This is a genomic window from Arthrobacter sp. YD2 (genome assembly GCF_030410475.1).
GTDB lineage: Bacteria > Actinomycetota > Actinomycetes > Actinomycetales > Micrococcaceae > Arthrobacter_B > Arthrobacter_B zhangbolii.
Map to the genome: position 1 here is coordinate 589,390 of NZ_JAUHHB010000001.1, position 26,509 is coordinate 615,898.

24 protein-coding genes are annotated in these 26,509 nt (G+C 66.5%); 20 read left to right on the plus strand and 4 right to left on the minus strand.

The genetic code is table 11. The features are described 5' to 3' along the window. Positions 1-48 precede the first annotated feature (48 nt). On the minus strand, positions 49-2,028 hold the full coding sequence (locus tag QWJ37_RS02945) for an acyl-CoA dehydrogenase family protein (RefSeq protein WP_290243989.1): 1,980 nt from the start codon (positions 2,026-2,028) through the stop codon (positions 49-51). Between the two features lie 185 nt (positions 2,029-2,213). Between QWJ37_RS02945 and QWJ37_RS02950 the strand changes: the two genes are divergently transcribed. The 8 genes from QWJ37_RS02950 (at position 2,214) to QWJ37_RS02985 (ending at position 9,234) form a co-directional block, all read left to right on the plus strand. Further along, a complete protein-coding gene (locus QWJ37_RS02950) occupies positions 2,214-2,843 on the plus strand; it encodes a TIGR03085 family metal-binding protein (protein ID WP_290243991.1) in 630 nt (209 codons plus the stop codon). Between the two features lie 106 nt (positions 2,844-2,949). Further along, positions 2,950-3,456 (plus strand): MarR family winged helix-turn-helix transcriptional regulator, encoded by a 507-nt coding sequence (locus tag QWJ37_RS02955; protein ID WP_227902725.1) that lies wholly within the window; start codon positions 2,950-2,952, stop codon positions 3,454-3,456. Positions 3,457-3,512: 56 nt separating this feature from the next. Beyond that, entirely contained in the window at positions 3,513-3,857 is a 345-nt protein-coding gene (locus tag QWJ37_RS02960; protein ID WP_227902724.1) for a bifunctional 3-phenylpropionate/cinnamic acid dioxygenase ferredoxin subunit, read from the plus strand. Then, complete coding sequence (locus QWJ37_RS02965; RefSeq protein ID WP_290243993.1) at positions 3,854-5,092, plus strand: FAD-dependent oxidoreductase; 1,239 nt, start codon at positions 3,854-3,856, stop codon at positions 5,090-5,092. The genes QWJ37_RS02960 and QWJ37_RS02965 overlap by 4 nt, the downstream gene beginning before the upstream one ends. Positions 5,093-5,239: 147 nt before the next feature. After that, positions 5,240-6,286, plus strand: a complete 1,047-nt coding sequence (locus tag QWJ37_RS02970; protein WP_227928482.1) for an iron-siderophore ABC transporter substrate-binding protein — start codon at positions 5,240-5,242, stop codon at positions 6,284-6,286. 119 nt (positions 6,287-6,405) lie between these two features. Then, the gene (locus tag QWJ37_RS02975; protein WP_290243997.1) at positions 6,406-7,635 is read left to right on the plus strand and encodes a mechanosensitive ion channel domain-containing protein; all 1,230 of its coding nucleotides are present in this window, start codon (positions 6,406-6,408) and stop codon (positions 7,633-7,635) included. Between the two features lie 115 nt (positions 7,636-7,750). Further along, positions 7,751-8,071 (plus strand): PRC-barrel domain-containing protein, encoded by a 321-nt coding sequence (locus QWJ37_RS02980; protein WP_290243999.1) that lies wholly within the window; start codon positions 7,751-7,753, stop codon positions 8,069-8,071. Between the two features lie 89 nt (positions 8,072-8,160). Next, complete coding sequence (locus QWJ37_RS02985) at positions 8,161-9,234, plus strand: YhjD/YihY/BrkB family envelope integrity protein (protein WP_290244001.1); 1,074 nt, start codon at positions 8,161-8,163, stop codon at positions 9,232-9,234. 168 nt (positions 9,235-9,402) lie between these two features. Here QWJ37_RS02985 and QWJ37_RS02990 read toward each other — a convergent pair whose 3' ends face one another. Further along, positions 9,403-10,776 (minus strand): amino acid permease, encoded by a 1,374-nt coding sequence (locus QWJ37_RS02990; protein WP_227928489.1) that lies wholly within the window; start codon positions 10,774-10,776, stop codon positions 9,403-9,405. 66 nt (positions 10,777-10,842) lie between these two features. Here QWJ37_RS02990 and QWJ37_RS02995 point away from each other — a divergent pair, with 66 nt between their 5' ends. Continuing rightward, a complete protein-coding gene (locus tag QWJ37_RS02995) occupies positions 10,843-11,877 on the plus strand; it encodes an NAD(P)/FAD-dependent oxidoreductase (RefSeq protein ID WP_290244005.1) in 1,035 nt (344 codons plus the stop codon). A gap of 25 nt (positions 11,878-11,902) precedes the next feature. On the opposite strand, the gene QWJ37_RS03000 is transcribed toward QWJ37_RS02995, so the two are convergent. Further along, positions 11,903-12,949 carry an NAD-dependent epimerase/dehydratase family protein gene (locus QWJ37_RS03000; RefSeq protein ID WP_290244007.1) on the minus strand — a complete coding sequence of 349 codons (1,047 nt, stop codon included), beginning with the start codon at positions 12,947-12,949 and terminating at the stop codon, positions 11,903-11,905. A 124-nt stretch (positions 12,950-13,073) separates the two neighbouring features. Here QWJ37_RS03000 and QWJ37_RS03005 point away from each other — a divergent pair, with 124 nt between their 5' ends. From QWJ37_RS03005 to QWJ37_RS03045, 9 genes are all read left to right on the plus strand, one after another. Further along, the gene (locus tag QWJ37_RS03005; protein WP_290244009.1) at positions 13,074-14,105 is read left to right on the plus strand and encodes a glutathione S-transferase C-terminal domain-containing protein; all 1,032 of its coding nucleotides are present in this window, start codon (positions 13,074-13,076) and stop codon (positions 14,103-14,105) included. Positions 14,106-14,355: 250 nt separating this feature from the next. Further along, positions 14,356-15,336, plus strand: coding sequence for an iron chelate uptake ABC transporter family permease subunit (locus QWJ37_RS03010; protein WP_227903049.1), 981 nt, complete (start codon positions 14,356-14,358; stop codon positions 15,334-15,336). 125 nt (positions 15,337-15,461) lie between these two features. Beyond that, complete coding sequence (locus QWJ37_RS03015; RefSeq protein ID WP_290244823.1) at positions 15,462-16,433, plus strand: iron chelate uptake ABC transporter family permease subunit; 972 nt, start codon at positions 15,462-15,464, stop codon at positions 16,431-16,433. Position 16,434: 1 nt separating this feature from the next. Next, complete coding sequence (locus QWJ37_RS03020) at positions 16,435-17,322, plus strand: ABC transporter ATP-binding protein (RefSeq protein WP_227928493.1); 888 nt, start codon at positions 16,435-16,437, stop codon at positions 17,320-17,322. An 83-nt stretch (positions 17,323-17,405) separates the two neighbouring features. Beyond that, on the plus strand, positions 17,406-18,401 hold the full coding sequence (locus QWJ37_RS03025; protein ID WP_227903047.1) for a siderophore-interacting protein: 996 nt from the start codon (positions 17,406-17,408) through the stop codon (positions 18,399-18,401). Positions 18,402-18,506: 105 nt separating this feature from the next. Then, positions 18,507-19,538 carry an iron-siderophore ABC transporter substrate-binding protein gene (locus QWJ37_RS03030; RefSeq protein ID WP_227928494.1) on the plus strand — a complete coding sequence of 344 codons (1,032 nt, stop codon included), beginning with the start codon at positions 18,507-18,509 and terminating at the stop codon, positions 19,536-19,538. 10 nt (positions 19,539-19,548) lie between these two features. Then, complete coding sequence (locus QWJ37_RS03035) at positions 19,549-20,631, plus strand: iron chelate uptake ABC transporter family permease subunit (protein WP_290244014.1); 1,083 nt, start codon at positions 19,549-19,551, stop codon at positions 20,629-20,631. Continuing rightward, entirely contained in the window at positions 20,628-21,680 is a 1,053-nt protein-coding gene (locus QWJ37_RS03040) for an iron chelate uptake ABC transporter family permease subunit (RefSeq protein WP_290244016.1), read from the plus strand. Before QWJ37_RS03035 ends, QWJ37_RS03040 begins: the two co-directional genes overlap by 4 nt. A gap of 196 nt (positions 21,681-21,876) precedes the next feature. After that, positions 21,877-22,749 (plus strand): M23 family metallopeptidase, encoded by an 873-nt coding sequence (locus QWJ37_RS03045; RefSeq protein WP_290244018.1) that lies wholly within the window; start codon positions 21,877-21,879, stop codon positions 22,747-22,749. Positions 22,750-22,757: 8 nt separating this feature from the next. On the opposite strand, the gene QWJ37_RS03050 is transcribed toward QWJ37_RS03045, so the two are convergent. Beyond that, the gene (locus tag QWJ37_RS03050) at positions 22,758-23,720 is read right to left on the minus strand and encodes a diacylglycerol kinase family protein (RefSeq protein WP_227902700.1); all 963 of its coding nucleotides are present in this window, start codon (positions 23,718-23,720) and stop codon (positions 22,758-22,760) included. A gap of 126 nt (positions 23,721-23,846) precedes the next feature. Between QWJ37_RS03050 and QWJ37_RS03055 the strand changes: the two genes are divergently transcribed. Further along, a complete protein-coding gene (locus QWJ37_RS03055; RefSeq protein WP_290244021.1) occupies positions 23,847-24,620 on the plus strand; it encodes an SGNH/GDSL hydrolase family protein in 774 nt (257 codons plus the stop codon). Between the two features lie 216 nt (positions 24,621-24,836). Further along, complete coding sequence (locus QWJ37_RS03060) at positions 24,837-26,390, plus strand: MFS transporter (protein WP_290244022.1); 1,554 nt, start codon at positions 24,837-24,839, stop codon at positions 26,388-26,390. The last annotated feature ends 119 nt before the right edge of the window (positions 26,391-26,509 follow it).

Genomic DNA, 26,509 nt, shown 5'->3' on the forward strand with positions numbered 1-26,509 from the left:
GCCACCATCCGGCAGAACCTCAGGCAGAACCTCAGCGGTACCGGCGGTTTAGCGGTACCAGCGGTGCAGGTTCTCCTTGGGCTCGGATCCGAGCGCCGTTTCGGAGATCCACGGTCCGGTGCCCTCGGAAGCGTCAAGCACACCCTTCTCGAGCCACGTGTACCGTCCGGCGAGGACGCCCTTGGCGAGCTGCCGGTCGGCGTCGTCCGAATTCCGCCACAGTTCGTCAAAGAGCGATTCGATGCGCACCCGGGACTCGGCACTGAATGTATCCGCGAGCTCGAAGGCACCCTGGCCCTCCGCCGGATCCTCCCGGCGGATAGCCAAGGCCCGGACGCAGGAGGCGGAAATCGCGAAAATCTCCGCACCGATGTCCACTATCCGTCCCAAAAACACCTGGTGCTGCTCCAGCCCCGCCTGCCAGCGGGCCATCCCGTAGAACGTTGACCGGGCGAGCCGGCGCGAGGCCCGTTCTGCGTAGCGCAGATGCTTGCCGAGGATGCCGAACTCGGCGTACGACGTCGGCACGCTGCCCTTTCCTACGGCCAGCGTGGGCAGCCACTTGCCGTAGAAGCCGCTGGCCTTCAGGGCGGCACGGCCCTTGGCGCTCAGCGGTGCGTCGGCCACCGCCAGATCCCCGGCGGCCGTGAGGTGGGCATCCACCGCTTCGCGGGCGATGAACAGGTGCATGATTTCCGTTGACCCTTCGAAAACCCGGTTAATGCGCAGGTCCCGCAGTTGCTGTTCCGCCGGCACGGCGCGCTCGCCCCGGGCTGCAAGGGAATCGGCGGTCTCGAACCCCCTGCCGCCGCGCATCTGAACCAGCTCATCGGCAATGTTGTAGGCCATCTCGCTGGCCCAGAGCTTGGCGAGGGCCGCTTCGATCCGAATGTCCTTGGTGCCGGCGTCCGCCAGCTCGGCGGAGAGTTCGAAGACCGCTTCGAGGGCGAAGCTGGTCGACGCAATGTAGGCGAGCTTCTTGGCAACGGCCTCGTGCCGGCCGATGGGCCGGCCCCACTGTTCACGTGCCCCGGCCCAGCCGCGGGCAATCTTCAGCGACCACTTGCCCGCCGCCGCGCACATGGCAGGAATCGACAGCCGGCCGGTGTTCAGCGTGGTGAGGGCGATCTTCAGCCCCTGTCCCTCCCGGCCCAACCGGTTTGCCGCCGGGACACGCACATTGGTGAAGCGGGTAACCCCGTTCTCAATGCCGCGCAGCCCCATGAAGTTGTTGCGGTTTTCCACGGTGATCCCGGGGGAGGACATCTCGACGACAAATGCGCTGATGCCGCCCTTGTTCCCGCCGTGCGGCGGGACGGCGGCCATTACCACCACCAGTTCTGCGATCACGCCGTTGGTGGTCCACAGCTTCACGCCGTCAATGATGTACTCGCTGCCGTCCTCCGACGGGATGGCCGTGGTCCGCAGCCGTGCCGGGTCGGAGCCGACGTCGGGCTCGGTGAGCAGGAAGGCGGTTACCGCTCCGGCGGCGCAGCGGGGCAGGTACTCCTCTTTCTGCGCGTCATTGCCGAAGACCTTCACCGGTTCCGGCACACCGATGGATTGGTGCGCGGAGACCAGTGCGCCCATGCTGGGGTGTACCGTGCCGAGGATCATCAGTGCCCGGCCGTAGTGCAGCAGCGACAGGCCGAGTCCGCCGTAGCGCCGGGGGATCTTGATGCCGAAAACGCCCAGGTCTGCCAGACCGCGCAGGTACTCGTCGGGAATGACGCCCGTGCGCTCGATCAGCCGGCCGTCCAGGGTCCGGCAGTATTCGGTGAGCGCTTCCAGAAACAGGTCGGCGCGGGCTTCCTCGTCCGGGTCGGCGTCGGGCAGGGACCGGATCAGGTCCAAGTTGTAGTTGCCCAGATAAATGCCCTTGGCAAAACTCGGGCGGGATTCACCGGTGTCCCGGGCCGCTTCGGTGGCATTGCGTGCATCCTGCTCGGTGACGACACGGTCCTTGATTTTGCGGGCACTGCCGTTTCGGCCGGCGTCCTGGGCATCCTGGATATCGGTGGCACTCATGGGATTTCTCCTCGTTCAGGGCCGCACCGTGCTCGCAGCCTCGGCTCGCTGTGGGGACCATGCTACGCCGCGGTAGGTAAGCGTAAAGGGGGTTCGCGGCTAATGTGGGGCGCAGACCGTATTGCCGTGGAAATCCGCTGGAACGGATGCGAGTATCCCGGCAGACCAATCCGAAGGAGACAGTCATGGCATGGGTGGAAACGGAACGCGCGCAATTGGTCCGGACGCTGCGGGAGACGGACCCCTTCGCGCCAACCCTGTGTGAAGGGTGGGACGTGCGCAGGCTGCTGGCGCATCTGGTGCTCCGGGAACATGCTCCGTGGCGGATTGCCGCCGACGTGGCCCGCCGGCCCAAACCCGGACAGGAGAAAAACCTGGGGGCCGAGGCCAATGCCGCCGGCACCCCGCAGGGCTACGCAGCACTGGTGGACAGGTTCGCTGCGGGGCCGGGCCGGTTGTCACCTTTCCGGACAGACGCAGCCAACCTGGTGGAATACGTCATCCATCACGAGGACATCCGGCGCGGGGCAGGGGCGGCCGTCGCACGCCAGCTGCCGGCCGGGCAGCAGCAGGCGCTGTGGAAGCAGCTGGGCATGATGGCCCGGATGGGCTATCGCAGCAGCCCGGTCGGCGTTGAGCTTGCCCTGCCCGGGTTCGGGCGGCGCCGGGTCAAGGCCGGATCGCCCTCGGTGCTGGTTTCTGCCGACGTGGTGGAGCTGGCGCTTCATGCCATGGGCCGGCGTGCAGCGGCGAATGTGAGCATTGAAGGCGGTGGAGACGCCGTGCGCGCCTTCCGCGAGTGGGCGGCCCGGTAGCCGTCACCGGCTTGACAAGCACACCCCCTGTCACGTTGAAATAGTAAGCACGCTGATTGTTTCAGCCGGGCCGGATCGCTTACCGACGACGTATCAGGGAAGCAGGATGATGCAGAACGAGGGGGACTGGGAACCCGTGCGGCTGCTCTCAACCGCCGCACGGCTGGTTAGGCGCCAAGTGGACAACAAGCTGCGGGCCGTGGGCCTGACTCAGGAACGGGTCACCGTTCTGCGGGTCCTGCTGGTGGACGGGCCCATGCGCCGGGCGGAACTGGCCAGGCGTCTGCGCGTCACGGCGCAGACCTTGGGGACGGCGCTGGTGAGCATGGCGGGGCAGGGCCTCGTGGAAGAGGTAGCCATCGCTGCGGGGAAAAGCGGCCGGCTGATGGCCATCTCGGAGCGCGGGCAGAAGTTGCTGGCCGACGCGGAGAACCTCGAACAGGACAATTCCACCGTCGGGATCGGTCCGGAACTGAGGGCGGAGCTGATCACGCTGATTCGAAGCCTTGAGCCCGGGGCCAGGGCGGAGGAAGCCATGGTGCTGCGGCCGGAAAGCGTCGGGAACGGATCCTCTCCGACGGTCCCCGCCGGGGAGCAGGCCGGGCCGGGGTAACGTGTTGAGGTAAGAGCAGCACACGTTAGTGGCATGGCGCCGGGGAAGGAAATGGCATGAGCGAGGGTATCCGCGTTGCCGATGTCGATGAAATAAGCGAGGGCGAGGCCCTGGTGGTGGATGCCGAAAAGGCCGGCACCGCTGATGACATTGCAGTGTTCCACAGCGACAACGGGCGCTTCTACGCCCTCAACGACACCTGCACGCACGAAGAAGCCTCTCTGGCCGAAGGCTGGATCGAAGGCGACGAGGTGGAGTGCCCCATCCACTCGGCACGGTTCTGCCTGCGCACCGGTGAAGCACTGTGCCTGCCGGCGATGGTGAATGCCAAGGCGCACCGCGTGGAAGTACGCGAAGACCAGGTATGGCTGTACCCCAACGAGACGCCGCAGGACGCTTGAGCGAGGCGGCAGGCCCCGCCTCGGTGGCGGTGGTAGGCGGCGGCATAGCCGGATTCAGTGCGGTCCGTGAGCTTCGCCGCCGAGGGTATGCCGGCACGCTCCAGTTGGTGGATCCGGACGGGCTGCCATACGACCGCCCGCCGCTGAGCAAGGCCTTTCTCGCCGGCAGCCTGGACCGGGAACGGCTGCAGCTGGCGCCGGCACGGTGGTATGCAGACAACGGCGTTGACCTGCTCGCGGAGAGTGTCTGCAAGCTCAATCCCGGAAGCGCTGAATCTGTCCTGACCCTTTCCTCGGGCGCGGAGCTGGCGGCCGACGTGGTGCTGCTGGCTACCGGAGCGCGTGCCCGCCGCCTGCCACTGCCAGGCATGGACCTTCCCGGCGTCCTGACGCTGCGCACTGCAGGGGATGCCGGGCAATTGCGTGCACTGATGGGGCCGGAGGCCCGGCTGGTTATCCTCGGAGCGGGGCTGATCGGTGCCGAAACCGCTGCGACGGCGCGGGGTCTGGGGGCCGAAGTGACACTGGTGGACCCGGCGGAGCTCCCCTTCGAGCGGGTGGTGGGGCCGGAGATGGCTGGATACCTGCACGGTCTGCACGCAGCGCACGGCACCGGCTATGTCCGGGGCCGGGCAGTGGGAATCGCGGCGGATGGCCGTGCCCTTTCGGTGGATCTGGAAGATGGCCGCAGGCTGACGGCGACAGCGGTGCTGGTGGCCGTGGGTGGTGAGCCGGTCACCGCACTTGCCGAGGACGCCGGGTTGGAGGTGGACGGCGGCATTCTGGTGGACCGGGCAGGCCGCACTTCGCATCCCCGGGTCTTCGCCGCCGGCGACTCGGCACGCCTGAGGGGTGGCGGCAGCCTGTCCGGACGGCACTTCGAGCACTGGGATGCCGCCAGGCGGACCGGCGAGACAGCGGCGGCCGGAATCCTTGCAGACACGCCGCCCGCCCCCGGCGCGGACTGGTTCTGGTCCGACCGTTACGGCGTGCACCTTGAAGTGGCAGGCAGCCTTTCAGTGCCGGGCCGGACAGTATTGCGCGGGGCACCCGGCCCCGGTTTTATGACGTTCCGTGTGGCCGATGACGGGACGCTTGCCGGAGTGGCCGCCGTCGACGCCGGAACCAGCGTCCGTGCGGCCCGGAGGCTGATCGAGTCGGGGCGGGCTGTCGATCCTGCGGCACTGGCGGATGCGGGAGCGGACCTGCGGCGGATGGCCCGCGCGAGGCCCTGAATCGGGACTCATTCGGGTGCGTGGCACATTACGCAACGTTAGCGTTGCGTAATTGGGCTCAACCTAGGCTAACCTTACTTTTGGGTCCACGCCTGAGCGGATCCGCTTCGTCCGTTAACAGTGAATTCTCATTACAAGGAGCCCCCTATGGCCCTGTCCCGGATGCGCCGCGCCGCTGCCGCGGCCGCCGTCGCCGTCCTCTCCCTCTCCGCCTGCTCCACGGGTGCCTCCGGGGAAAACGAATCGACCGGCAGCGCTGCCGCCGCCGATCAGTTCCCCGTCACCATTGAACATGCCTTCGGTGAGACCGTCATTGAAGAGGCGCCGGAGCGGGTAGCCGCTGTGTCCTGGGCCAACGCTGAAACGGCCCTGGCCCTCGGCGTGGTTCCGGTGGGCATGCCGCTGATCGAGTTCGGCGGCAATGAGCAGGGAACCACACCCTGGATCGACGAGGCGCTGGAAGAACTGGACGCGCCGATCGGCTCGGACAATGCCCCGGCGCAGTATTCCGAGGCTGACGGCATCGCCTTCGACGACGTTGCCGCAACCAACCCCGATGTCATCCTCGCCGCGTACTCCGGGCTCTCCCAGGAGGACTACGACAAGCTGGCCAAGATCGCTCCCGTGGTCGCCTACCCGGACGCTGCCTGGGGCACCTCCTGGCAGGACACCGCCCGGATGACGGGCCAGGCGCTGGGACTGAGCGACAAGGCGGACGAACTGGTCGCCGAGACTGAAAAGAGCATCACCGACAAGGCCGCCGAGTACCCGCAGCTCGAAGGGAAAACCTTCATCTACGGCAACCTGGCTCCGGGCGCCGAGAACGGCGTCTACACCGCGCTCGATAACCGGCCGCGGTTCATGGAATCGCTGGGCCTGACCCAGGCTCCGGTGGTCGCCGAGAACAGCAAGGGCGATGAGTTCTACATCCCCTGGTCCGACGAGAACCTGAACCAGCTGGACTCCGACATCTTTGTCAGCTGGGTCGCCAGCGAAGAGGTGGCGGACAGCATCGCCTCGGATCCGCTGCTCAGCCAGATCCCCGCGGCCAAAAAGGGCAGCCTGGTGGCTGATGCCGATGCAACCCGCGTCTTCTCCACCTCGGCCATCAACGTCCTGAGTATCCCTTACGCCCTGGACAACGTGGTGCCGATGATTGCAGACGCCGCCACTGCCGCGGATAACGCCAAGTAGAAACACAGCCGCAGAAGTAACGGACGCCCCGGGGACCTCCCGGGGCGTCCGTTTGTTTTCAGCCGGCAACGAACAGCGGATTGGACAGCCCCCCACCGGGGTTTGCAATCATCGATTGCATGGAAGACCTGCTTGAGCTTGCTGTTCGACTGAAACCGCTCTTCGCCGTACTCGTGGCGGTAGGTATCTCCCTGATCATTGCCTTTGCGGCCCGCGTGGCAGCCAACAAGGCATTCCGGAAGGTGCCCGGCATTCGGGATGTTTCCGTCCGCGCGCGCAATCCGCTGCGGCTGGTGCTGAGCCTGATCGGCATCCGGATAGCCCTCGGAGCCACGGCTCCGGGTGCCTCCTGGCTTCCCACCCTGGACTACCTGCTGGTGGTGGGGCTGATCGGTGCCGTGGCCTGGTTCGGCGTCGTGATGCTGCTGATCATCGAGGCCATGATCCTCACCAAATACAGCACGGACACCCGGGATAACCGCCGGTTGCGGCGCCTGAAAACCCAGGTGATCCTGGGCCGGCGGATCGGCATTGCCGTGCTGATCACCATTGCCGTGGCCTTTGTGCTGCTGACCATTCCGGAGGTCCGCGCACTTGGCGCCGGTATCCTCGCCTCCGCCGGCCTGCTGTCCATTGTGGCCGGCCTCGCCGTGCAGGGCACCCTGAGCAATGTCTTCGCCGGACTGCAGCTGGCCTTCACCGACGCCATCCGCGCCGACGACGTCGTGGTGGTGGAGGGCGAGTGGGGCACCATCGAGGAAATCACCATGACCTATGTGGTGGTGCATATCTGGGATGACCGCCGGCTGATCCTGCCCTCGACCTACTTCACCACCACACCCTTCCAGAACTGGACCCGCCGCCAGTCGGCGATCCTGGGGACCGTGGAGCTGGACCTGGACTGGCGGGTGCCCGTGGGTGACCTGCGGGCCAAGCTGAAGGAGACCCTGGCCGGCACCGAGCTGTGGGACGGGCGCACCAGCGTACTGCAGGTGACGGAGGCGGTGAACGGGCTGGTGCGCGTGCGTATCCTGGTCAGCGCTGCAGACAGCGGCACGCTCTTTGACCTGCGCTGCCTGATCCGGGAAACCATGGTGACCTATCTGCAGGAGCGGCATCCGGATGCACTGCCCCGCCAGCGGTGGGAGGAAGTCAGCATCAGCAACCCTGCACCGGAGACCCGTGCTGCTTCCCCAAAGCTCCCTTTGCCGCGCAGTTCGGACACCAGCGATTCGCAGCTCTTCACCGGCAGTATCGACGCCGTGGAACGCCGGCAGGTCTTCTCCGGCCCCGGCGAGGAAGTGTTCGCCGAGCGTGAGGAGAACGCGGGGGAGGACGCCCGGCGCTAATCCCGATTTCCGTTGTCGGGGACCGGTGGAACCCTCCCGCTGTTGACACCGGCCGGTGCCGCGCGCACCAATGGGATAGCCCGGCATCCCCGCCGGGTCCGGGAAGGGAGGGGTTATGACGGACGCTTTTGTGCTCCACCAGATCCAGGGATCAAATGTCTGGGCCAACGACGGCGAGCGGCTGGGCCTGGTGGGCGAAGTTCATCTGGACCGTGCCACCGGCCAGCCGGTGTGGATCACCGTGGATCTGGGGCTCTTCGACACCGGCGAACACTACGTGCCCCTGGCTGCGGCCCGGCGTGACGGCCAGGACATCTTCGTGAACTACTCCAAGGACCAGATTTCCGATTCCCCCGGCGCAAATCCGGAAAACCCGCTGAGCCCCGAAGAGGAAGCGGTCCTGATGGACTATTACGGCCTGCGCACTGCCCGGTAGCCGGCTTCCCGTTGCGGGCACCGTGTTGGTGCTAAGGACGCTTACTAATACGATGGGAAGCTGAACACCGATTCCCGCAGGAGGCCGTAGTGGCGCAGGACAGCAAAAGCAAGGCCGAGACTGCTCCCAGTCCGGATGATGCGAGCAAACCGGATAACCCCACCGAGGTCTCCAAGCCCACTTGGAAATACACCCTGAAGAAGACCATCAGGGAATTCTCCAAGGATCAGTGCACCGACCTGGCCGCGGCCCTGACGTACTACACGGTCCTGGCGATCTTCCCGGCCCTGCTGGCCATGGTGTCCATCCTGGGCCTGGTGGGGCAGGCCGAAGCCACCACCAACGCGATGCTGGACCTGCTGCGGCAGTTCGCCCCGGAGGATGCCGTGAAGGTGATCCAGGGTCCGATTGAGCAGCTGACCTCATCCAGTGGTGCCGGGCTCGCCCTGATTGTCGGTATTCTCGGTGCCCTGTGGTCCGCCTCCGGCTATGTGAAGGCGTTCGGCCGGTCCATGAACCGCATCTACGAAATCGACGAGGGCCGGCCCATCTGGAAGCTGCTTCCCACGCAGCTGCTGGTCACCCTGGTCATGATCCTGCTGGCAGCGGCGCTGCTGCTGATGCTGGTGATCAGCGGTCCGATCGCCGAAGCGATCGGCAACGTGATCGGACTGGGAAGCCAGGCCGTGACCGTCTGGAACATTGCCAAGTGGCCGGTCATGGTGCTTTTCGCCGTGCTGATCATCGCCATCCTTTACTACGCCACGCCGAACGTGAAGCAGCCCAAGTTCCGCTGGATGAGCATGGGGTCGCTGATCGCACTGTTGATCCTGGCCGTGGCCACCCTCGGCTTCAGCTTCTACGTCGGCAACTTCGGCAACTACAATGCTACCTACGGAGCCATCGGCGGCGTGATTGTCCTGTTGCTGTGGATTTGGCTGGCAAACCTGTCCCTGCTCTTCGGCGCCGAGTTCGACGCAGAGGTGGAGCGCGGCCGCGAACTGCAGGCCGGGATCCAGGCCGAGGAATCCGTGCAGCTGCCTCCGCGCGACACCCGCCAGACGGAGAAGCGGCAGGAGCAGGAGGAAGAGGACATCGCGGAGGGCCGGAAGCTGCGCCAGGAGCACGCCGGCAAGGACTACGACGACGACCTGCACGAGTAACCACGCATAGGGAACGCCCCGGACCACGCGGTCCGGGGCGTTTTCCATGGTGCGGGGGCCCTGGCCTCAATCGAAAAGGCACAAAGTGCAGGTCTGCTAAACGAGAGGGCACGACTTACCGTTTTCCGGCTCGAAAACGGTAAGTCGTGCCTTCTCGATGTGCGGGGCTTACTGCTGCGCCGCGGATTCCTTCCCCTTGGCTTCCTTGGCTCCGGGGCGTTTTGAGCCCAAGGTCTTGCCCTTGGTCAGCCGGCGGGCGGCGAACAGCACCAGGCCGATGGCCATCAGGATCCCGGCCCGCAGCCAGACGGCGGCGTCCTGCTGGGTAAGCAGCAGGATGCAGGAGGCGATGGCGAGGTAGGGAACCACAATGGGGGTGCGGAAGTGCTTTTCCTCCACCTTGTCCCTGCGGAGCACAATCACGGCAATGTTGGTGCTCAGGAAAACGAACAGCAGCAACAGGACCACCGTTTCGGCCAGGGACGCCAGGCCGCCGGTGGTGGTCAGGATCATGGCCACCACTGTCGTGGCGGCGATGGCCACCCACGGGGTCCTGCGGTTGGGCAGGACCTTGCCGAACACACCGGGCAGGAGCCCCTGCTCGGACATTCCGTAGGTGAGGCGGGAGGACATGATCATGGTGAGCAGGGCACCGTTGGCCACTGCCACCAGCGCGATCAGGCTGAAGGTCCAGTCCGGGATACCGAATCCGGTGGCGCTGACTACATCAAGGAGGGGCCCGGAGGATCCGGCCAGGTCCTCCGTGGGCAGTGCCACGGACGCGGCCAGCCCAATCAGGACGTAGACCAGGCCCGCGGTAAGCATCGCGCCGAAGATGGCCTTCGGGTAGACCCGGCGGACATCACGAACCTCCTCGGCGATATTGGCGGACACTTCGAATCCCACAAATGAGTAATAGGCAATTACCGAAGCGGCCAGGACGGCGGTGCCCGGGTTCACGCCGGCGGGGAACTGCGTGATCTGCTCGGTGTAGCCCTCACCCTTGCCCAGCATCAGGCCCACCAGCACAATCACCAGGACCAGCCCGGAGACCTCGATGATGGTCATCACGACATTGCTGCGCACGGATTCGGAAATGCCGCGGGCGTTCAACAGAGCCACCAGCAGCAGGAACACGATGGCGGCCGGAACCGCCGGCACATCCAGGAAGGGCGCCAGATAGTCCCCGGTGAAAGCCAGTGCCAGTCCGGCCGCGCTGGTGACTCCGGCGGCCAGCATCGCGAAGCCCACCAGAAAGGAAATAGCCGGCACCTTGAACGCCCGTTCGGCAAAAACAGCCGCGCCTCCGGCGCGCGGATACTTGCTCACAAGTTCCGCGTAGGATGCCGCGGTGAGCAGCGCGAGGACCAGCGCAACAACGAGCGGCACCCAGATGGCGCCCCCCACTTCGCCAGAGACCTCTCCCACCAGTGCATAGATGCCTGCGCCGAGAACGTCGCCAAGGATGAACAGATACAGCATGGGGCCGGTGATGCCCTGCTTGAGTTTGGATGCAGGCTTCTCCTGCGTAATTTCTCCCATGAAGGAAAGTGTAAAGAATTTACTAAGAATGCTGATGATCGCGTCCGCGTCCGGTAAAAATTTCCTATGGCAACTTCGCAAACCCTCTCCGAAGAGTACGACGTCGTTATTATCGGCGGAGGCATGGCGGGCCTCACCGCCGCGCTGGTCCTCGCCCGTGCTCTCCGCCGCGTGCTGGTTATCGATGCGGGCAGCCCGCGCAACGCGCCGGCCGGCCACGTCCACGGCTTTCCGACCCGGGACGGGGTTCCTCCGGCTGAACTGCTGGAGCTGGCACGGGCGGAGGTGGCCGGCTACGGCGTCGATCTGGTGGACGCAACCGTCACCGGCCTGGAACCCCCGGCTGCGGTGCGGACCGCAGACGGACGCAGCTTCCGCGGGCGGCAGCTGATTCTGGCCACCGGGCTGCGCGACGTCCTGCCGGACGTTGACGGTCTTGGTGGGCGCTGGGGAGTGGACGTGCTGCAGTGCCCCTACTGCCACGGGTACGAGGTGGCGGGCAAGGTGCTGGCCGTACTGGGCACTGCCCGGACATCCATCCAGCAGGCCCAGCTGGTACGTACCTTCTCCGAGGACGTGACACTGGTGCTGCCCGGGGACATTGAGCTGGGGGAGGAGGGCGCGGGCGGGCTTGCCGCCATGGGCATCCGGACACTTCGCGGAGAGGTTGCCGGTCTGGCAACGGAAGGCGGCGCCCTGACCGGACTGGTGCTTGCCGACGGCCGTACGGTCCCCTGCGAGGCGCTGTTCCTTGAACCCGAGGCTGAGCTCGAGCCGGGCCTGACGGAACACCTTGAGCTCGATGGGGACGGCTGCATAGTTACTGACGAACTCGGCCGCACCAGCCAGAAGCGGGTGTGGGCCGTCGGCAATGCCACCGACCCCTCGGCCCAGGTGGTCGCAGCAGCCGGAGACGCCTACCGGCTGGCCGTGGTGGTCAACGCAAAGCTGCTCGAAGAGGACCTCGGGCTGGCCGTGGCCTCGGCTGCGGACGGCACTGGGGGGCAGGACGGCGCAGGTAAGCAGCACAGCGCAGGCGAGCAGGACAGCCCGGAAGAGCCGGCCGGACTCGAGGAAGCAGCGGTCCGGGAAGCCATCTGACCCTTCCCGGACCGGCAGCTGCCGGCTAGCGCTGCCGGTTGCGGGGAGCCAGCAGCGGCGAGCCGGCCACGCCGTCGCCCCCGCTCATCCCGTTCAGGACAAACTGCAGGGATTCCAGCGAGGTGCGGCGCGGTTCCCAGCCCAGCACTTCGCGGGCCCGTGAAGTGTCCATCACCGGCGCTCCGGCCGCCATGTCAACCCAGCCGGGATCGGTGGCCTGCAGGCCGGCCGCCCAGGTAAGGCCGACGACGGCGCGGATGAACTTCACCGGTACGTCCAGGATCCGCTTTGCACCCAGCACGCCGGCGAGCAGGTCCGGTGTGATGATCGGATCCGCGGCAATGTTAAACGCTCCCTCGGCCCGCCGGTCCACCACCCGCCAGTACGCATCGGCAATATCGTCGGCATGCACGGCCTGGAAGATAAAGGAGGAGGGCAGCGGTATCAGCGGCAGTGAAAGCCTGTTCAGGAAGAACTTCGGGACCAGGCGGCCGAGGAAGTAATGGCCAATCTCGCTGCCGGCATCCGAGGAGAAGATCAGTCCGGGCCGCAGGCGGGCCACGGGAATCTCCGGATACTCCGTTTCAAACCGGTCCAGCAGGGCCTCCTGTTCACCCTTGTGCCTGCTGTAGTGCGAGCTGGCAATGCCGCGGGCCGGCCAGGACTCGTCAGTAAGCCGGTCCTTGGGGGCGGGACTGTAGGCACCCACCGAGGAAGCGCAGACAAACTGGCGCACCCCGGCTGAGGCAGCGGCGGCGAGGGCGTTTTCCGTTCCCCCGACGTTGACCCGGTGCAGCTCGGCCTCGTCGCGGTTGGGCTGGATCAGCCAGGCCAGGTGGATCACTGCATCGGCACCGTTTAGTGCTTCGGTCAGGGCGGCCGTGTTCCCCCGGTCGCCAATGTCGATGCTGTGCCACTCGACGTCGTTGTAGGGCGGCTGCTGCGTGTCGGGGATGCGGCGGGCAATGCCCACCACCTCCAAATCCCCGCCGCGTTCCCGGCGGGCATCCGCCAACCGGCGCAGCACCGCAGTCCCGACATTCCCGGTTGCTCCGATTACGGCTACTCGCATGGTGAAGGTCCTTCCGTTGCACTGCTGCCGGCGTTGAAACCGACTCTACCGGTGCCGCCGGTTTGCGGCAGCCTAGGGACGCAGAGGCCTGCAGGGGAGGGGCAGGGCGCGTAGTCTGATTGCCATGACTTCCCACAGCACCAAGGGTGCCTACGTTACCGGCGGAACCGAATACACCCGGGATACCAACTACATAGAAACCCGGATCACCCGCGACGGCCGGGACGGCTATCCGGTGGAAGCCGGCCGCTACCGGCTGGTCGCAGCGCGGGCCTGCCCGTGGGCCAACCGGACCATCATTGTCCGCCGGCTGCTGGGACTCGAGGACGCGATTTCCCTGGGGCTGCCCGGCCCCACCCATGACGCGCGCAGCTGGACCTTCGACCTGGACCCGGACGGCAAGGACCCGGTGCTGGGCATCGAACGCCTGCAGGAAGCCTTTTTCAAGCGCGTCCCCGACTATCAGCGCGGCATTACCGTCCCCGCGATAGTGGATGTTCCCACCGGCGCGGTGGTTACCAACAACTTTCCCCAGATCACCCTGGACTTCTCCACCGAGTGGAAGGACTTCCACCGCGAGGGTGCGCCGGACCTGCTGCCTGCCGAGCACATGGAGGAAATGGAGGCGGTGAACAAGCGGATCTTCACCGAGGTGAACAACGGCGTGTACCGGTGCGGGTTCGCCGGATCGCAGGAAGCCTACGACGCCGCGTATGACCGGCTGTGGACTGCCATGGACTGGCTGGAGGACAGGCTCTCAACGCAGCGCTACCTCATCGGGGACACCATTACCGAGGCTGACGTCCGGCTCTTCACCACGCTGGTGCGCTTCGACCCGGTTTACCACGGCCACTTCAAATGCAACCGGAACAAGCTCACCGAAATGCCGGCTCTGTGGGGCTACGCCCGGGACCTGTTCCAGACCCCCGGCTTCGGTGACACCGTGGACTTCGAGCAGATCAAGGCGCATTACTACGTGGTGCACGAGGACATCAATCCCACCGGCATCATCCCCAAGGGCCCGGATACCTCCAACTGGCTTTCGGAACACGGCCGGGAGGCCCTTGGCGGAAGGCCGTTTGGGAACGGAACAGCGCCGGGACCGGTACGTGAATCCGAGCGCGTGACCCCCGGGCACGGGGCCGGCGGAAACTAGGGCGGGCCGGGCGGAAGGGCCCGGCCGGAAAAGGAATCCGCGCCGGGTCCTAATACGCAACATAAACGTTTCTTAAACACCCTGAGCATAGGCTAGCCTTACTTAAGCAAATCGCATTGCTACTGCCCGGGGAGGTGCCTACGTGAGCGTTGCCGCACGCCCCGCCGGCGTTCCCTCCGGCGCACCCGGACAGACCCGGGCAGCAGAGGGACGTCCCGCCCCCGCAGGGCGAAAGCGCCCCGGCACCCGCATGATGCTGCTGCTTCTCACGGTCGCCGTTCTGGTGCTGGCCTGCGCCGCATCCGTGGCCGTCGGCGCCCGCCCGATAGCCCCCGGCACGGTGTGGGACGCCTTCACCGCCTTCGACCCCGCGAACGGCGACCACGCCGTGGTGATGTCCCGGGTACCCCGCACCGTCCTGGGCCTGGTAACCGGCGCAGCCCTGGGCCTCGCGGGTGCCGCGATGCAGGGCGTGGCCCGCAATCCGCTGGCTGATCCCGGCATCCTTGGCGTTAATGCCGGAGCGGCCTTTGCCGTGGTGCTCGGCATCTACATCTTCGGCATTACCAACCTCACCGGTTACATCTGGTTTGCCCTTGCCGGCGCCGCCCTTGCCGCCGTCGTGGTGTACATGGTGGCCAGCATTGGACGCGAGGGCGCCACCCCGGTGAAGCTGGCCCTGGCCGGGGCCGCGCTGAGCGCCGGACTGATGTCCATGCTCAGCGCCGTGCTGGTCTCCAGCCAGCAGACGCTGGATACCTTCCGGTTCTGGCGGGTGGGCAGCGTTTCCGGCCGTGACTGGGACACCATCCTCGCCGTGCTGCCCTTCCTGGCCGCAGGCGCCCTGATTGCGCTACTCTCCGGACGTGCCCTCAACGGGCTGAGCCTGGGCGACGACGTCGCGCGCGGGCTGGGCCAGCGCGTGGGGCTCAGCCGCGGCATCACTGCCCTGGGTGTGGTGCTGCTGTGCGGTGCCGCCACCGCCGCCGCCGGTCCCATTGCCTTCGTTGGCCTGGTCATTCCCCATGTGGTGCGCAGCTTCACCGGTCCCGACTATCGCTGGATCCTGCCGTTTTCCATGCTCCTCGCCCCCGCCCTGCTTGTCATCGCGGACGTCATCGGACGGGTCCTGCTGCCGCCGGGGGAGATCCCGGTAGGCATCACTACTGCCGTCATCGGCGCCCCCGTCTTCATCTGGCTGGTCCGCCGTCGGAAGCTGGCCGAACTGTGAACATTGCTGCCGAAACGAACACTGCTGCCGAAACGAACACCGAAACCCGCGCCGTGCGGACCGCACCCGCCGGCGCCGCCGAGGCCGTCCGCGCCGCCCGCAAGCAGGCCCGCAGACACCGTGTCCTGGTCCCGTCGCTGCTGGGCGCTGCCGTTCTGGTCCTCTTCGCGGTCTACGTCCTGCTCGGCACCTACACGTTCACCATCCCGGATTTCTTCCGCATCCTCTTCGGCGAGCAGATCCCCGGCGCCACGTACATCCTGATGGAGAGCAAGCTCCCGCGGGCAGTCATCGGCACCCTCATTGGGGTGGGCTTCGGAATTGCCGGAGCCGTTTTCCAGACCCTGCTGCGCAACCCGCTGGCCAGTCCCGACGTGATCGGCATCAGCTACGGAGCCAGCGCCAGCGCCGTTGCCGCCATTGTGCTGTTCGGTGCTGCCGGGACCACCGTGTCCGCCGTAGCGCTGGTCGGGGCACTGGCAGTGGCCCTGGCCATTTACCTGCTGGCACGCCGCGGGGGAGTGGCCGGGTACCGGCTGATCCTGGTGGGCATCGGCTTCGCCGCCGTGATGCAGGCACTGGTCAGCTTCCTGCTCACCCGCACCGATATCCGTACCGCCTCCGAGGCACTGGTCTGGCTGAACGGTTCCCTGAACAACAGCAGCTGGGACCGTGCAGCAGTGCTTGCCGGCTCCCTGCTGGTGCTGCTGCCCGCCGCCGCCGTGCTTGCGCGCAGCCTGCGCGGCCTGGAACTGGGCGACGACGCCGCCGCCGGCCTGGGTATCCGGGTCGAAACAGCGCGGCTGGCACTGATCATCGTGGCCGTGGCGCTGGCCGCCGTCGCTACGGCCGCTGCCGGGCCGGTGGCCTTTGTGGCGTTCCTGTCCGGACCCATCGCCCGCCGGCTGATGCGCGGGGAAACCACCCTGCTGACCGCAGGGCTGGTGGGCGCCTGCATCGTACTCGCCGCCGATTTTGCCGGCGCCAACCTCATCCCCGGGGTCACCCTGCCCGTAGGCGTGGTCACCGGCGCTCTGGGTGCACCTTTCCTTCTGTGGCTGCTGGTCACGTCCAACCGCGTAGGCCAAGGAGGCTGACATGGAGAACCTGCTTTCCGCACAGAAACTGGAGCTCGGCTATGACGAGCGCAAGGTGGTGGAATCACTCTCGCTGGAGCTGCCCGCGGGAAAGATCACGATCATCGTGGGGGCCAATGCCTGCGGCAAGTCCACCCTGCTGCGCGGGCTTGCCCGGCTGCTGAAGCCCACCGGCGGTACCGTCTACCTCAACGGCAAGGACATCCACAGCCTGCCCAGCCGTCAGGTCGCCCGCACCCTGGGCCTGCTGCCACAGACCCCCACCGCACCCGAAGGCATCACCGTGGCGGACCTGGTGGGGCGCGGGCGCTATCCCCACCAGGGCTGGTTCCGGCAGTGGACACCGGAGGATGACACCGCCGTCGCCGCCGCCCTGGCCGCCACGCAGACCGACCAGCTGGCGTCGCGGAACGTGGACGAGCTGTCCGGCGGCCAGCGCCAGCGGGTCTGGATTGCCATGGCACTGGCACAGGAAACGGACATCCTGCTGCTGGATGAACCCACAACGTTCCTGGACGTGACGCACCAGATCGAGGTGCTGGACCTGATCACGGACCTGAACCGGCGCTCCGGCACCACCGTTGCCATTGTGTTGCATGACCTGAACCTGGCCGCTCGCTATGCGGACCATTTGGTGGCCATGAAGAACGGCCGGATCGCCGCGGAGGGCGCCCCGGCCGACGTCGTGACCGAGGACCTGGTCCGCGACGTTTTCGGCCTGGCTTCCCGGGTCATCCCGGATCCGGTCTCCGGAACGCCCATGGTGGTCCCGCTGGGCCGCCACCACAGCACCGTGCCGGAACCGGAACCGGACGTCAGGCAGGGATACCTGCCCAACCCCGGTGACCACCGTTCAAGCATCAACGAATCCATGGAGGCAGCATCATGAGCCACGTGTCCGCCAACGGGGCAACGGCTGCTGCCGTCAGTACCCCGGCCCGGCCCAGGCGTGCCAAGGCCGCCGGTGCCGTTATGTCCTTTGACGTGGAGGTCAAGCGGACGGTGCAGCTGGGCGCCAACTTCCGGCGGATTACGTTTGCGGGCGAGAGGCTGGCCGAGTTCGGTGTCCAGGGCGACACCCACGATCTGCGGATCAAGGTGATTGTGCCCTGCGTGGACGACGACGGCACGTCCCTGCCGTTGCCGGACCTCTCCACCCTGGAAGCGGGCTGGTACCAGGACTGGCTGAGGCTGGACCCGGCCACCCGCGGCTGCATGCGTACCTATACCGTGCGCGGCGCCCGCTGCTCGGGACCGGAACCGGAGATCGACGTGGACTTCGTGCTCCATTTCGACGACGAGGGCAACGGCGGGCCGGCGTCGAGCTGGGCCGCTGCCGCACAGCCCGGAGACCGGGTCTGCATCATCGGCCCCAACAGTGCCCACTGCGTGACGGCAGAATCCTATGGCGGCATCGAATGGCGTCCCGGCATGGCCCGGCACGTGCTGCTGGCAGGTGATGAAACGGCCGTTCCCGCGATTACCTCCATTCTGGAATCCCTTCCCGCAGACGTCACCGGCCACGCCCTGATGGAGATTCCCTCCTCAGCGGACCGGCAGCCCGTTACCACCGCCTCCGGGGTGCAGATCATCTGGCTGGCCCGCGGCTCCCGCCCGCACGGGGAACTGCTGGACGCCGCTGTACGGCAGTCCGTGGCGCTGCCCGGCTGGGCCTCGGTGGAAACGGCGGACGGCCTCCCGTTCAGGACCCGGACGCTGACCGAGCCCGAGGAAATCAACGTGGATGAAACCATCCTTTGGGAAACCCCGCAGCGACTGGACCAGGCCGCAGTGCAGGCTTCACCTAACCCGGGGACCCCTTCCGGCGCCCTGCCGTTCTACGCCTGGATTGCCGGTGAAGCAGCCGTGGTCCGCGGACTGCGCCGCTATCTGGTCCGCGATGTCGGCATCGACCGCAAGCAGGTGGCCTTTATGGGCTACTGGCGCAAGGGACGCGCCGAGTCCTAGCCGCGTCCGCGGAACGCCCGTTCCGTGCCGCCTTCCGCTTCCACCGTTTTGTGTTTTATTACCGGCCCGCCGCTCGGCGGGCCGGACTTCTGAGAGGAAAAATTCATGCAACGTGCCCCGAAAGCCGCCGCTCTGCTGGCGGTTCCCGCTCTCCTGCTGGCATTGAGCGGCTGTGGTGCCGACGCAGCCGGGGATACGGCGCAGGAGGACTCCGGCCAGGCGTCCGGCCAGTTCCCGGTAACCGTTGACTCCGCGCTGGGCGAGGCCGTCATCGAAGCCAAGCCGGAACGGGTAGTAACCATCGGCTGGGGCTCCGCGGACACCGCCGTCGCGCTGGGCACCACCCCCGTGGGCGTGGAGGAAGTCAGCTGGGGCAACGATGAACACGGGAACTACCCCTGGGTCACGGAAGCCATCCAGGAGCGCGGCGATGACCTTCCGGCCACCTTCACCGGCGGCACCGACATTGACATTGATGCCATTGTGGCGCTGGAACCGGACCTGATCCTGGCCCCGAACTCCGGTATCACGCAGGAGGACTTCGACATCCTCAATGACCTGGCACCCACCGTGGCTTACCCGGAGAAGGCCTGGAACATTGACTGGGATGACCAGATCACCGTGATCGGCAAGGCCCTGGGCGAGCCGGACGCCGCAAAGGAAGCGGTGGCAGGCATCGAACAGTCCCTGGCGGACAGTGCCGCCGAGCACCCTGACTTTGCCGGCAAGAGCTTCGCCTACGTCTGGGGCGGCGGCGCCCCGGGATCCCTGGTGCTCTACAACGAGGGTGACGCACGGGTTGACCTGCTCACTGCACTGGGAATGACAGTGGCACCGGAGGTGAAGGACATTCCCTCCTCCGAAGGAAGCTTCACGTCGGAACTCGGCCTGGAGAACGCAGGAAAGCTCAACGACGTTGATGTGCTGTTCACCTGGTACAACGACGAAGCCGAGCAGCAGCGCACCGAGGAGCAGCGGCTCTTCGCCCAGATTCCCGCCGTCGAGCGCGGCTCCGTGGTTCGCAACCTGGACCGCCAGGTGGGAATGGCCTCCAGCTTCCTCACCCCGCTGAGTGTTCCGTGGGTCCTTGATCGGTTCGAGCCGATGATTGAAGAAGCAGTTGCCAAGGTCGGTTAGTTCCACCCCCTTGCAGGTTCCGGCGGAAACCGCGGACCTGGCGGCCGGCGCAGGTGCACCGGCCGCCGGGCGTATTGCCCCGCGCGGGCCCGTGGGCCCTGCCCGCGGGACAGCGCTGCTCGCTGCCGGAACAGCACTGCTGGCAGCAGCAGTGCTAACGAGCCTTGCGGTAGGTGCCCACCAGCTGGGACCCGCCGACGTGGCAGCCTCCCTCTGGGCGGAGCTCAACGGCACGGGCAGCTCCTACGCCGACGACGTCGTTGCCAGCCGGATTCCCCGCACAGTCCTGGGCATCATGGCAGGGGCCGCCCTGGCTCTTGCCGGGGTGATCATGCAGGGGCTGACCCGCAATCCGCTGGCTGACCCGGGCATCCTGGGCATCAACGCCGGCGCGGCAGCCGCCGTGGTCACCGGCATGGCCTTCTTCGGCGTGGGAGCCACCGGCGCCAACGTGTGGATTGCCCTGCCCGGCGCAGTCCTTACCGTCTTGGTGGTGTACGGATTGGCCTCGGGCCGGCGCGGTTCCTCACCGGTACGGCTGGTGCTGGCCGGAACCGTGATGTCCGCAGTGCTGATGTCCTATATCCAGGCCATCGCCCTTACCCGCCCGGACGTCTTCTCCCTCTACCGGTTCTGGGCGGTGGGTTCCCTGAGCGGCCGCACCTTGGAACAGGCCCGGGACATTCTTCCGTTCTTCCTGGTGGGCCTGGTGGCAGCGCTGGCCACCGGCCGGTCCCTGAATGCCCTGGCACTGGGCGAGCAGGCTGCCGCCTCGCTGGGCGTACGCCCGCAGGCAGCCAAGATCACCGGCGCCCTGGCGGCCACGCTGCTGTGCGCCTCGGCCACTGCCGCCGTCGGGCCCATAGGTTTCGTAGGACTCGCGGTGCCGCACATTGTGCGCAGCCTTACCGGTCCGGACCACCGCTGGCTGCTGATCCTCAGCCTCCTGGCCGGGCCGTCCCTGCTGCTATTCGCCGATGTCCTGGGACGCCTCGTCGCCCGGCCCGGCGAAGTGCTCACCGGCGTGGTGACCGCGCTGCTGGGTGCACCCCTGCTGATCCTGGCCGTGCGCCGGATGCGGGCAGTCGCATGAGCCCGGTCCGGAACCCGCCGGCGGTATCCACGCTCCGATGGGGACGGAAGCTGAGCTTCAGGTACCGCAGGCGCAGCCTGGTCCTTTCCATCCTCTTGGCCGCTGCCGTTGCCCTGGTAGGTGCGTTTACGCTCACCGCCGGCCAGCTGGGCCTGGACTGGCAGGAACTGTTTGCCCTGGCCGTCTCCCCACCGGAGGGGAGTGCTGCCTTTGTCCTTGAACGCCTGCGCGGACCCCGGTTCCTGACCGCCGTTGGCGCCGGCATGGCACTGGGGGTGGCCGGATCACTCTTCCAGACGGTGACCCGCAATCCGTTGGGCAGCCCGGAAGTAGTGGGCCTGACCAGCGGGGCTGCCGCGGGGGCAGCGGCCACCGCCCTATGGCCCGGATACGTGCCCGTTCCCGTTGCTGCCATCCTTGGCGGCGGCCTGGCCGTGGCGCTGGTCTGGCTCAGCACCGGACGCGGGTTCGCCCGGCCCGGACGGATGATCGTCGCAGGCATCGGTATCTCAGCCGTTGCCTCGGCCCTGACGTCGCTGGCCATGACAACGCTGGGTGAACAGCAGGCCCAGACACTGGCGTTCTACCTCAACGGGTCGCTGGCCTCCCGGTCCTGGTCCCACGCGGCGACCATTGGCCTTGCGCTGCTGGTGGTACTGCCTCTGGCGGCCGCGTTGCAAAGGCGGCTGAACCTCGTCGCCATGGGGGATGAGCTGGCCGAGTCCCTCGGCGTCCGGGTGGACCGGACCCGAACGCTGGCGGTGATTCTGGCTGTGGTGCTGGCAGCGACGGCTGTCAGCGTCTGCGGGCCGGTAGCCTTCGTGGCACTGGTGGCGCCGCAGATTGCCCTGCGGCTGCTGCGGACGTCTGCTCCCGGTGTCGTGGCTCCGGCGCTGGTGGGCGCACTGGTGCTGACCCTCTCGGACTTCGCCGTCCAGCACATTGAATTCGGTGCGGCGTCGCTGCCGGTCGGAATCTTCACCGCTGCGCTGGGCAGCGCCTATCTCGGGTATCTGCTGTTTGCGGAGGCGCGTAAAGGAAGGTTGTGAGAGGGCGGCCACAGGAGGAAACGCAGCAGGTCACCCGGGAGTTTGGGATTGGCCACAAAAGGCGGACACAGCCATTGTGGATTTCCTACCATGGAAGTGGTGCCGCCTGCGGGAATCAGGGCGGCTCCCACCGGTCCCCGACACAGGAGTCCGGGGACAAAAGAGTCCTTGACCAATACTCACACTGAGGTGATTGTTGACCGAGCACTTTTTGGAACCCGCACGAGCATATGAAACCGTTTCCTCCCGGATGATGCTGCGCACGGTTCAAAACCTCCGGAACCGGGCTGCTGACCTGCTGGAGCGGCGTCCGCCGGGCGAGCACGCCGCACTGCGGAAACCCCGTGACTTTGCCGCTGATGCCGAGCAGCTGCGTGTCCGCGCCAAGGCGCTGCGGGGCAGGACCCGGGCCTGGCTTCAGGATCATGACACGCCCAACCGCCGCACCGGTGCGCTGGGGGTGGCCGCCGCCGTCGCCCTGTCCGGGGTGGTTGCCGGCACCGCGGCCACCGCAGAGCCGGAGCTAAAGCTTGAACGCCAGGCTATGGTGACCGCACTGGACGCCGATGCCGGGCGCGAGGCCGGCGAAGGCGCGGCTGCCGCCCCTCCCGCTGAACCCGCAGCCGAACCTCCCGTCAATGACGCTCCCGCCCCCGAGCCTGCCGCCCCTGCAGAGCCGGGCCCGGTGGCCCCGGTGGATGACATGGTGGTTACTTCCCCGTTTGGTGACCGCATCAATCCGCTGGCACCCGGCTACATGGAGTTCCATACCGGCACGGACTTCGGTGCGGTCACCGGCACCCCGGTGAAGTCCATGCTCGGCGGGACGGTGGTTGAAGCCGGCTGGCACACCACCGGCGGCGGGGGACTGCGTGTGGTGGTTGATCACGGTGACGGGCTGCAGACCACCTATAACCACCTGAACAGCATCGATGTCTCCGTGGGGCAGAACCTTGACGCCGGCGCGGTGGTAGGAGGTGTAGGCAGCACCGGTAACTCAACCGGCCCGCACCTGCACTTTGAAGTGCTGCGGCACGGGGACTACGAAGATCCGATGGGCTGGCTGTAGCCGGCCCGTCAGGGTTCCGGATTAGTCAGCACCGCCGGGTCCTTCTTGCCGTGCGGCATGCGGATGCGCAGGGCACCGGCGTCCGTCTCGAAGAGAATGTGGGTGGCCGTCCCCAGATGGTCGCCGTCCATTTCAAAGTCCAGCGGAGACTCGGTCCAGACCTCGGCACGTTTGCACTGGTAGTACTCCACCGATGTGCTGCTTCCCTTCCCTCGGCGGAGCAGGCCAGAGATCACGCCCAGCCAGCCCAGCTTGCCTTTGGGGGCCAGGGTCAGGATGTCCAGCAGCCCGTCATCCAGTTTCGCGCCGGGGAAAATCTCCAAACCGCCGGTGATCTTGCCGCAGTTCCCGCCCATCACACTGCGCAGCCGGCGGTGGATGGGTTTGCCGCCGTCAATTGAGATGGTGGTTTTCACGGGCTTGCCGGGCAGGTTTCGGATCCCGGCGTCAACGTAGGCCAGCCAGCCGATCTTGTCCTTCAGCACGTCCCGGGTGTCCGCCATCATGCCGGCGTCGTACCCCAGTCCGGCCATAACCAGGAAGGTGTCACTGTCCACCGACTCGTCCACGGTCACACGGACGACGTCGATGCGCCGCTCGGTTCCGTTCAGGGCGGCGCGGACAGCCTGCTCAGGGTCATCCACGCCAATGTCCAGGTTCCGCGCCAGCAGGTTGCCCGTGCCCAGCGGCAGCAGGCCCATGGCGAACGAGGTGCCGGCCAGTTCCGCCGCAACGCACCGCACGGTGCCGTCACCGCCGGCAGCGATCACCAGGTCAACGCCGGCCTCCATGGCCTTCCGTGCCATCGAATGCCCGGGATCGTCTTCCTCGGTTTCGAAGAACAGCGGCTCGTCCCAGCCTTCATCCGCGCAGATTTCAGCCACCCGCACGCGCACGTCAAAATCCGTTTTCTTGATTGGATTCACAATGACAGCGGCGCGCTGGCGGGCCGGGGTCTCTTGGCTGGTCATGGGGTCCTTATCGTAAGCAGGCGAACTAGTACCGGCTCTGAGTCTAACCGGGGATCCGGCGCAACGGACTGAGGCGCTGTGCCGGACCCGGCCCTGTCCCCGGCCGGTTGCTTGTACGCTGTGGTGGTGACTTTTACGCAGCGATATGTGGCCCTGGGGGATTCGTTTACGGAAGGCGTGGGGGACGAGGACGAGTCCCGTCCCAACGGCGTGCGCGGCTGGGCGGACCGCGTGGCCGAGCAGCTGGTGCTCGCCGATGATTCGTGGGGCTACGCCAACCTGGCAATCCGCGGCAAGAAACTGCACCAGGTCCTGAATGAGCAGGTGGACGCCGCGATCGCCCTGTCACCCACCCTCGTCACCGTGTATGCCGGCGGGAATGACATCCTGCGCCCCAAGGTGGATATCGACGCAATAGTTGATGCCTACGACGGGGGAATTGCCAAGCTGCGCTCCAGCGGCGCGGCGGTCCTTGTTTTCACCGGATTCGACTCCGGCCAGTCGCCGGTTTTCGGCCGGACACGGGGCCGGACAGCCCTTTATAACGAACTGGTCCGGGAGATCGTGGATAAGAATGACGCCGTGCTGGTGGACTACTGGCGGATGAAGATCCTGCAGGACGAACGCTACTGGGCGGTGGACCGGCTGCACATGTCTCCGGCGGGCCACATGCTGACTGCCAAGAAGGTCCTCGAAGTGCTCCGCAGCACCGACGCCATTGACCTTCCGGAACTGGAGGAACAGCGCTCACGGAACCGGGTGGAACAGCTGCGCCGGGATGCCCAGTGGGCACGCGAATATCTTGGCCCGTGGGTCAGCCGGCGCCTCCGTGGCGTCTCCTCCGGAGACAACCTGAACCCGCGCTATCCGGAGCTGATCCAGCCTACTTTGCCCGCCTGATCGGGCCGGTGTGCCCCAACTCACAGAATTAAAAATAAGTCCGCGTGTTATCTGATAAGCGGCCGGGTGGATGGCTACCTAAAAGGGCTAAAAACCGGCTTTCAATTCGGCAGGGGGAGTGCATTTTTCTAAACTTGTAGGTCTGCCCGGCACAACTGTGCGCCGCGCGGTTGCTTCTGTTCACAGCCGCTGACTTCAAATTGAGGGAAGACCGACATGCCGAAAGATGCACCACCCCATATTTCCGAGGCCCCGGACGCACCGTCTGCAACAACGGCGAAAAAGCCGCGCTTCCCGTCCCGGCGCCGCCGCCGGCTCGAGGTTGATGACGTAAATGTTGTAGACAAATCCATGCTGAAAAAAGCCGTCAGCGGCACCGTCGTCGGTAACACCATGGAATGGTTCGACGTCGGTGTTTACGGCTACCTGGCCGTCACCATGGGTGCCGTCTTTATGTCCGACGCCGACAAGGACGTGCAGCTGCTCTTCAGCCTTGGCGTCTTCGCCTCGACCTACCTCGCCCGTCCGCTTGGCGGAGTGGTCTTCGGCCGCCTGGGAGACCGGGTGGGCCGGCAGAAGACACTGGCCATCACACTGCTGCTGATGTCCGCGTCCACGTTCGCCATCGGCCTGCTGCCCGGCTACGCCACCATTGGCTTCTGGGCGCCGGTCCTCCTGGTGCTGATGAAGATGCTCCAGGGCTTCTCCACTGGCGGTGAGTATGCCGGTGCCACCACCTTCGTCACCGAATACGCGCCGGACAAGCGCCGCGGCTTCCTGGCCAGCATCCTGGACCTTGGCAGCTACATGGGCTTTGCCTTGGGTGCCGGTGTTGTCTCCATCATGCAGCTGAGCCTCTCGGAAGAGGCCATGCTGGACTGGGGCTGGCGGGTCCCGTTCCTGATTGCGGGTCCGCTGGGTGCCATTGCGGTGTACTTCCGTCTCAAGATCGAGGAATCACCGGCCTTCCAGGCCACCCTGGACGCGCAGGAAGAGGGCAACACCTCGGCTGCCGGCGACGGTCAGGCGCTGGGTACCTTCGGCATCTTCCGCTCCTACTGGCGTCCAATTGTGCTGGCCATGGTCCTGGTGGCCGCCGCCAACACGGTGGGCTACGCCCTGACCTCCTACATGCCCTCCTACCTGACGGACTCCAAGGGCTACGACCCGCTGCACGGCACGCTGCTGACCATTCCCGTCCTGGTGCTGATGGCCCTGTGCATCCCGCTGACCGGCCGGCTCTCGGACCGTATCGGCCGCCGCCCGGTGCTCTGGATGGGTGCCGGATCCACCATCGTTCTGGCCATCCCGGCGTTTGTGCTGATTGACCAGGGGCCCATCGCCACCACACTGCTGGGGCTTGCGCTGCTGGCCGTGCCGGTGACCTTCTATGTCTCCAACCTCGCGTCCTCGCTGCCGGCCCTCTTCCCGACCGCCAGCCGCTACGGCGCCATGGGCATCTCCTACAACTTCGCCGTTGCCATCTTCGGCGGCACCGCGCCGCTGATCATGCAGGGGCTCATCACGCTCACCGGTGATGACATGATGCCCGCGTACTGGCTGATGTTCACCTCCGTCGCCGGCGCCATTGCCGTGGGCATTATGAAGGAATCGGCGAACCGCCCGATGCCCGGGTCCATGCCCAGCGTGGACAGCAGCGCCGAAGCCCGCGAGCTGGTAGCGGGACAGGATGAGAACCCGCTGCTCGACGTCGATTCGCTGCCCTTCGACACGCTGGGCAGCAAGCCCGCCGAGCCCGCCGAGCGCTAAGCTCCCGCCGCTTACCGGCCGCATCCGGCACGCGCCGCCGGACTGTTCCTCCCCAGGGATGGTTCGGCGGCGCTGTCGGTTAAGGCGCGCTGCCGGCCCCCCGATCCTGGTTCCATGAC

Bases quoted from the DNA above. Each gene is read 5' to 3' on its own strand.
- QWJ37_RS02945 (WP_290243989.1), bottom strand. From the start codon at position 2,028: ATGAGTGCCACCGATATCCAGGATGCCCAGGACGCCGGCCGAAACGGC.
- QWJ37_RS02950 (WP_290243991.1), top strand. From the start codon at position 2,214: ATGGCATGGGTGGAAACGGAACGCGCGCAATTGGTCCGGACGCTGCGG.
- QWJ37_RS02955 (WP_227902725.1), top strand. From the start codon at position 2,950: ATGATGCAGAACGAGGGGGACTGGGAACCCGTGCGGCTGCTCTCAACC.
- QWJ37_RS02960 (WP_227902724.1), top strand. From the start codon at position 3,513: ATGAGCGAGGGTATCCGCGTTGCCGATGTCGATGAAATAAGCGAGGGC.
- QWJ37_RS02970 (WP_227928482.1), top strand. From the start codon at position 5,240: ATGGCCCTGTCCCGGATGCGCCGCGCCGCTGCCGCGGCCGCCGTCGCC.
- QWJ37_RS02975 (WP_290243997.1), top strand. From the start codon at position 6,406: ATGGAAGACCTGCTTGAGCTTGCTGTTCGACTGAAACCGCTCTTCGCC.
- QWJ37_RS02980 (WP_290243999.1), top strand. From the start codon at position 7,751: ATGACGGACGCTTTTGTGCTCCACCAGATCCAGGGATCAAATGTCTGG.
- QWJ37_RS02990 (WP_227928489.1), bottom strand. From the start codon at position 10,776: ATGGGAGAAATTACGCAGGAGAAGCCTGCATCCAAACTCAAGCAGGGC.
- QWJ37_RS02995 (WP_290244005.1), top strand. From the start codon at position 10,843: ATGGCAACTTCGCAAACCCTCTCCGAAGAGTACGACGTCGTTATTATC.
- QWJ37_RS03000 (WP_290244007.1), bottom strand. From the start codon at position 12,949: ATGCGAGTAGCCGTAATCGGAGCAACCGGGAATGTCGGGACTGCGGTG.
- QWJ37_RS03005 (WP_290244009.1), top strand. From the start codon at position 13,074: ATGACTTCCCACAGCACCAAGGGTGCCTACGTTACCGGCGGAACCGAA.
- QWJ37_RS03010 (WP_227903049.1), top strand. From the start codon at position 14,356: ATGATGCTGCTGCTTCTCACGGTCGCCGTTCTGGTGCTGGCCTGCGCC.
- QWJ37_RS03020 (WP_227928493.1), top strand. From the start codon at position 16,435: ATGGAGAACCTGCTTTCCGCACAGAAACTGGAGCTCGGCTATGACGAG.
- QWJ37_RS03025 (WP_227903047.1), top strand. From the start codon at position 17,406: ATGTCCTTTGACGTGGAGGTCAAGCGGACGGTGCAGCTGGGCGCCAAC.
- QWJ37_RS03030 (WP_227928494.1), top strand. From the start codon at position 18,507: ATGCAACGTGCCCCGAAAGCCGCCGCTCTGCTGGCGGTTCCCGCTCTC.
- QWJ37_RS03040 (WP_290244016.1), top strand. From the start codon at position 20,628: ATGAGCCCGGTCCGGAACCCGCCGGCGGTATCCACGCTCCGATGGGGA.
- QWJ37_RS03050 (WP_227902700.1), bottom strand. From the start codon at position 23,720: ATGACCAGCCAAGAGACCCCGGCCCGCCAGCGCGCCGCTGTCATTGTG.
- QWJ37_RS03060 (WP_290244022.1), top strand. From the start codon at position 24,837: ATGCCGAAAGATGCACCACCCCATATTTCCGAGGCCCCGGACGCACCG.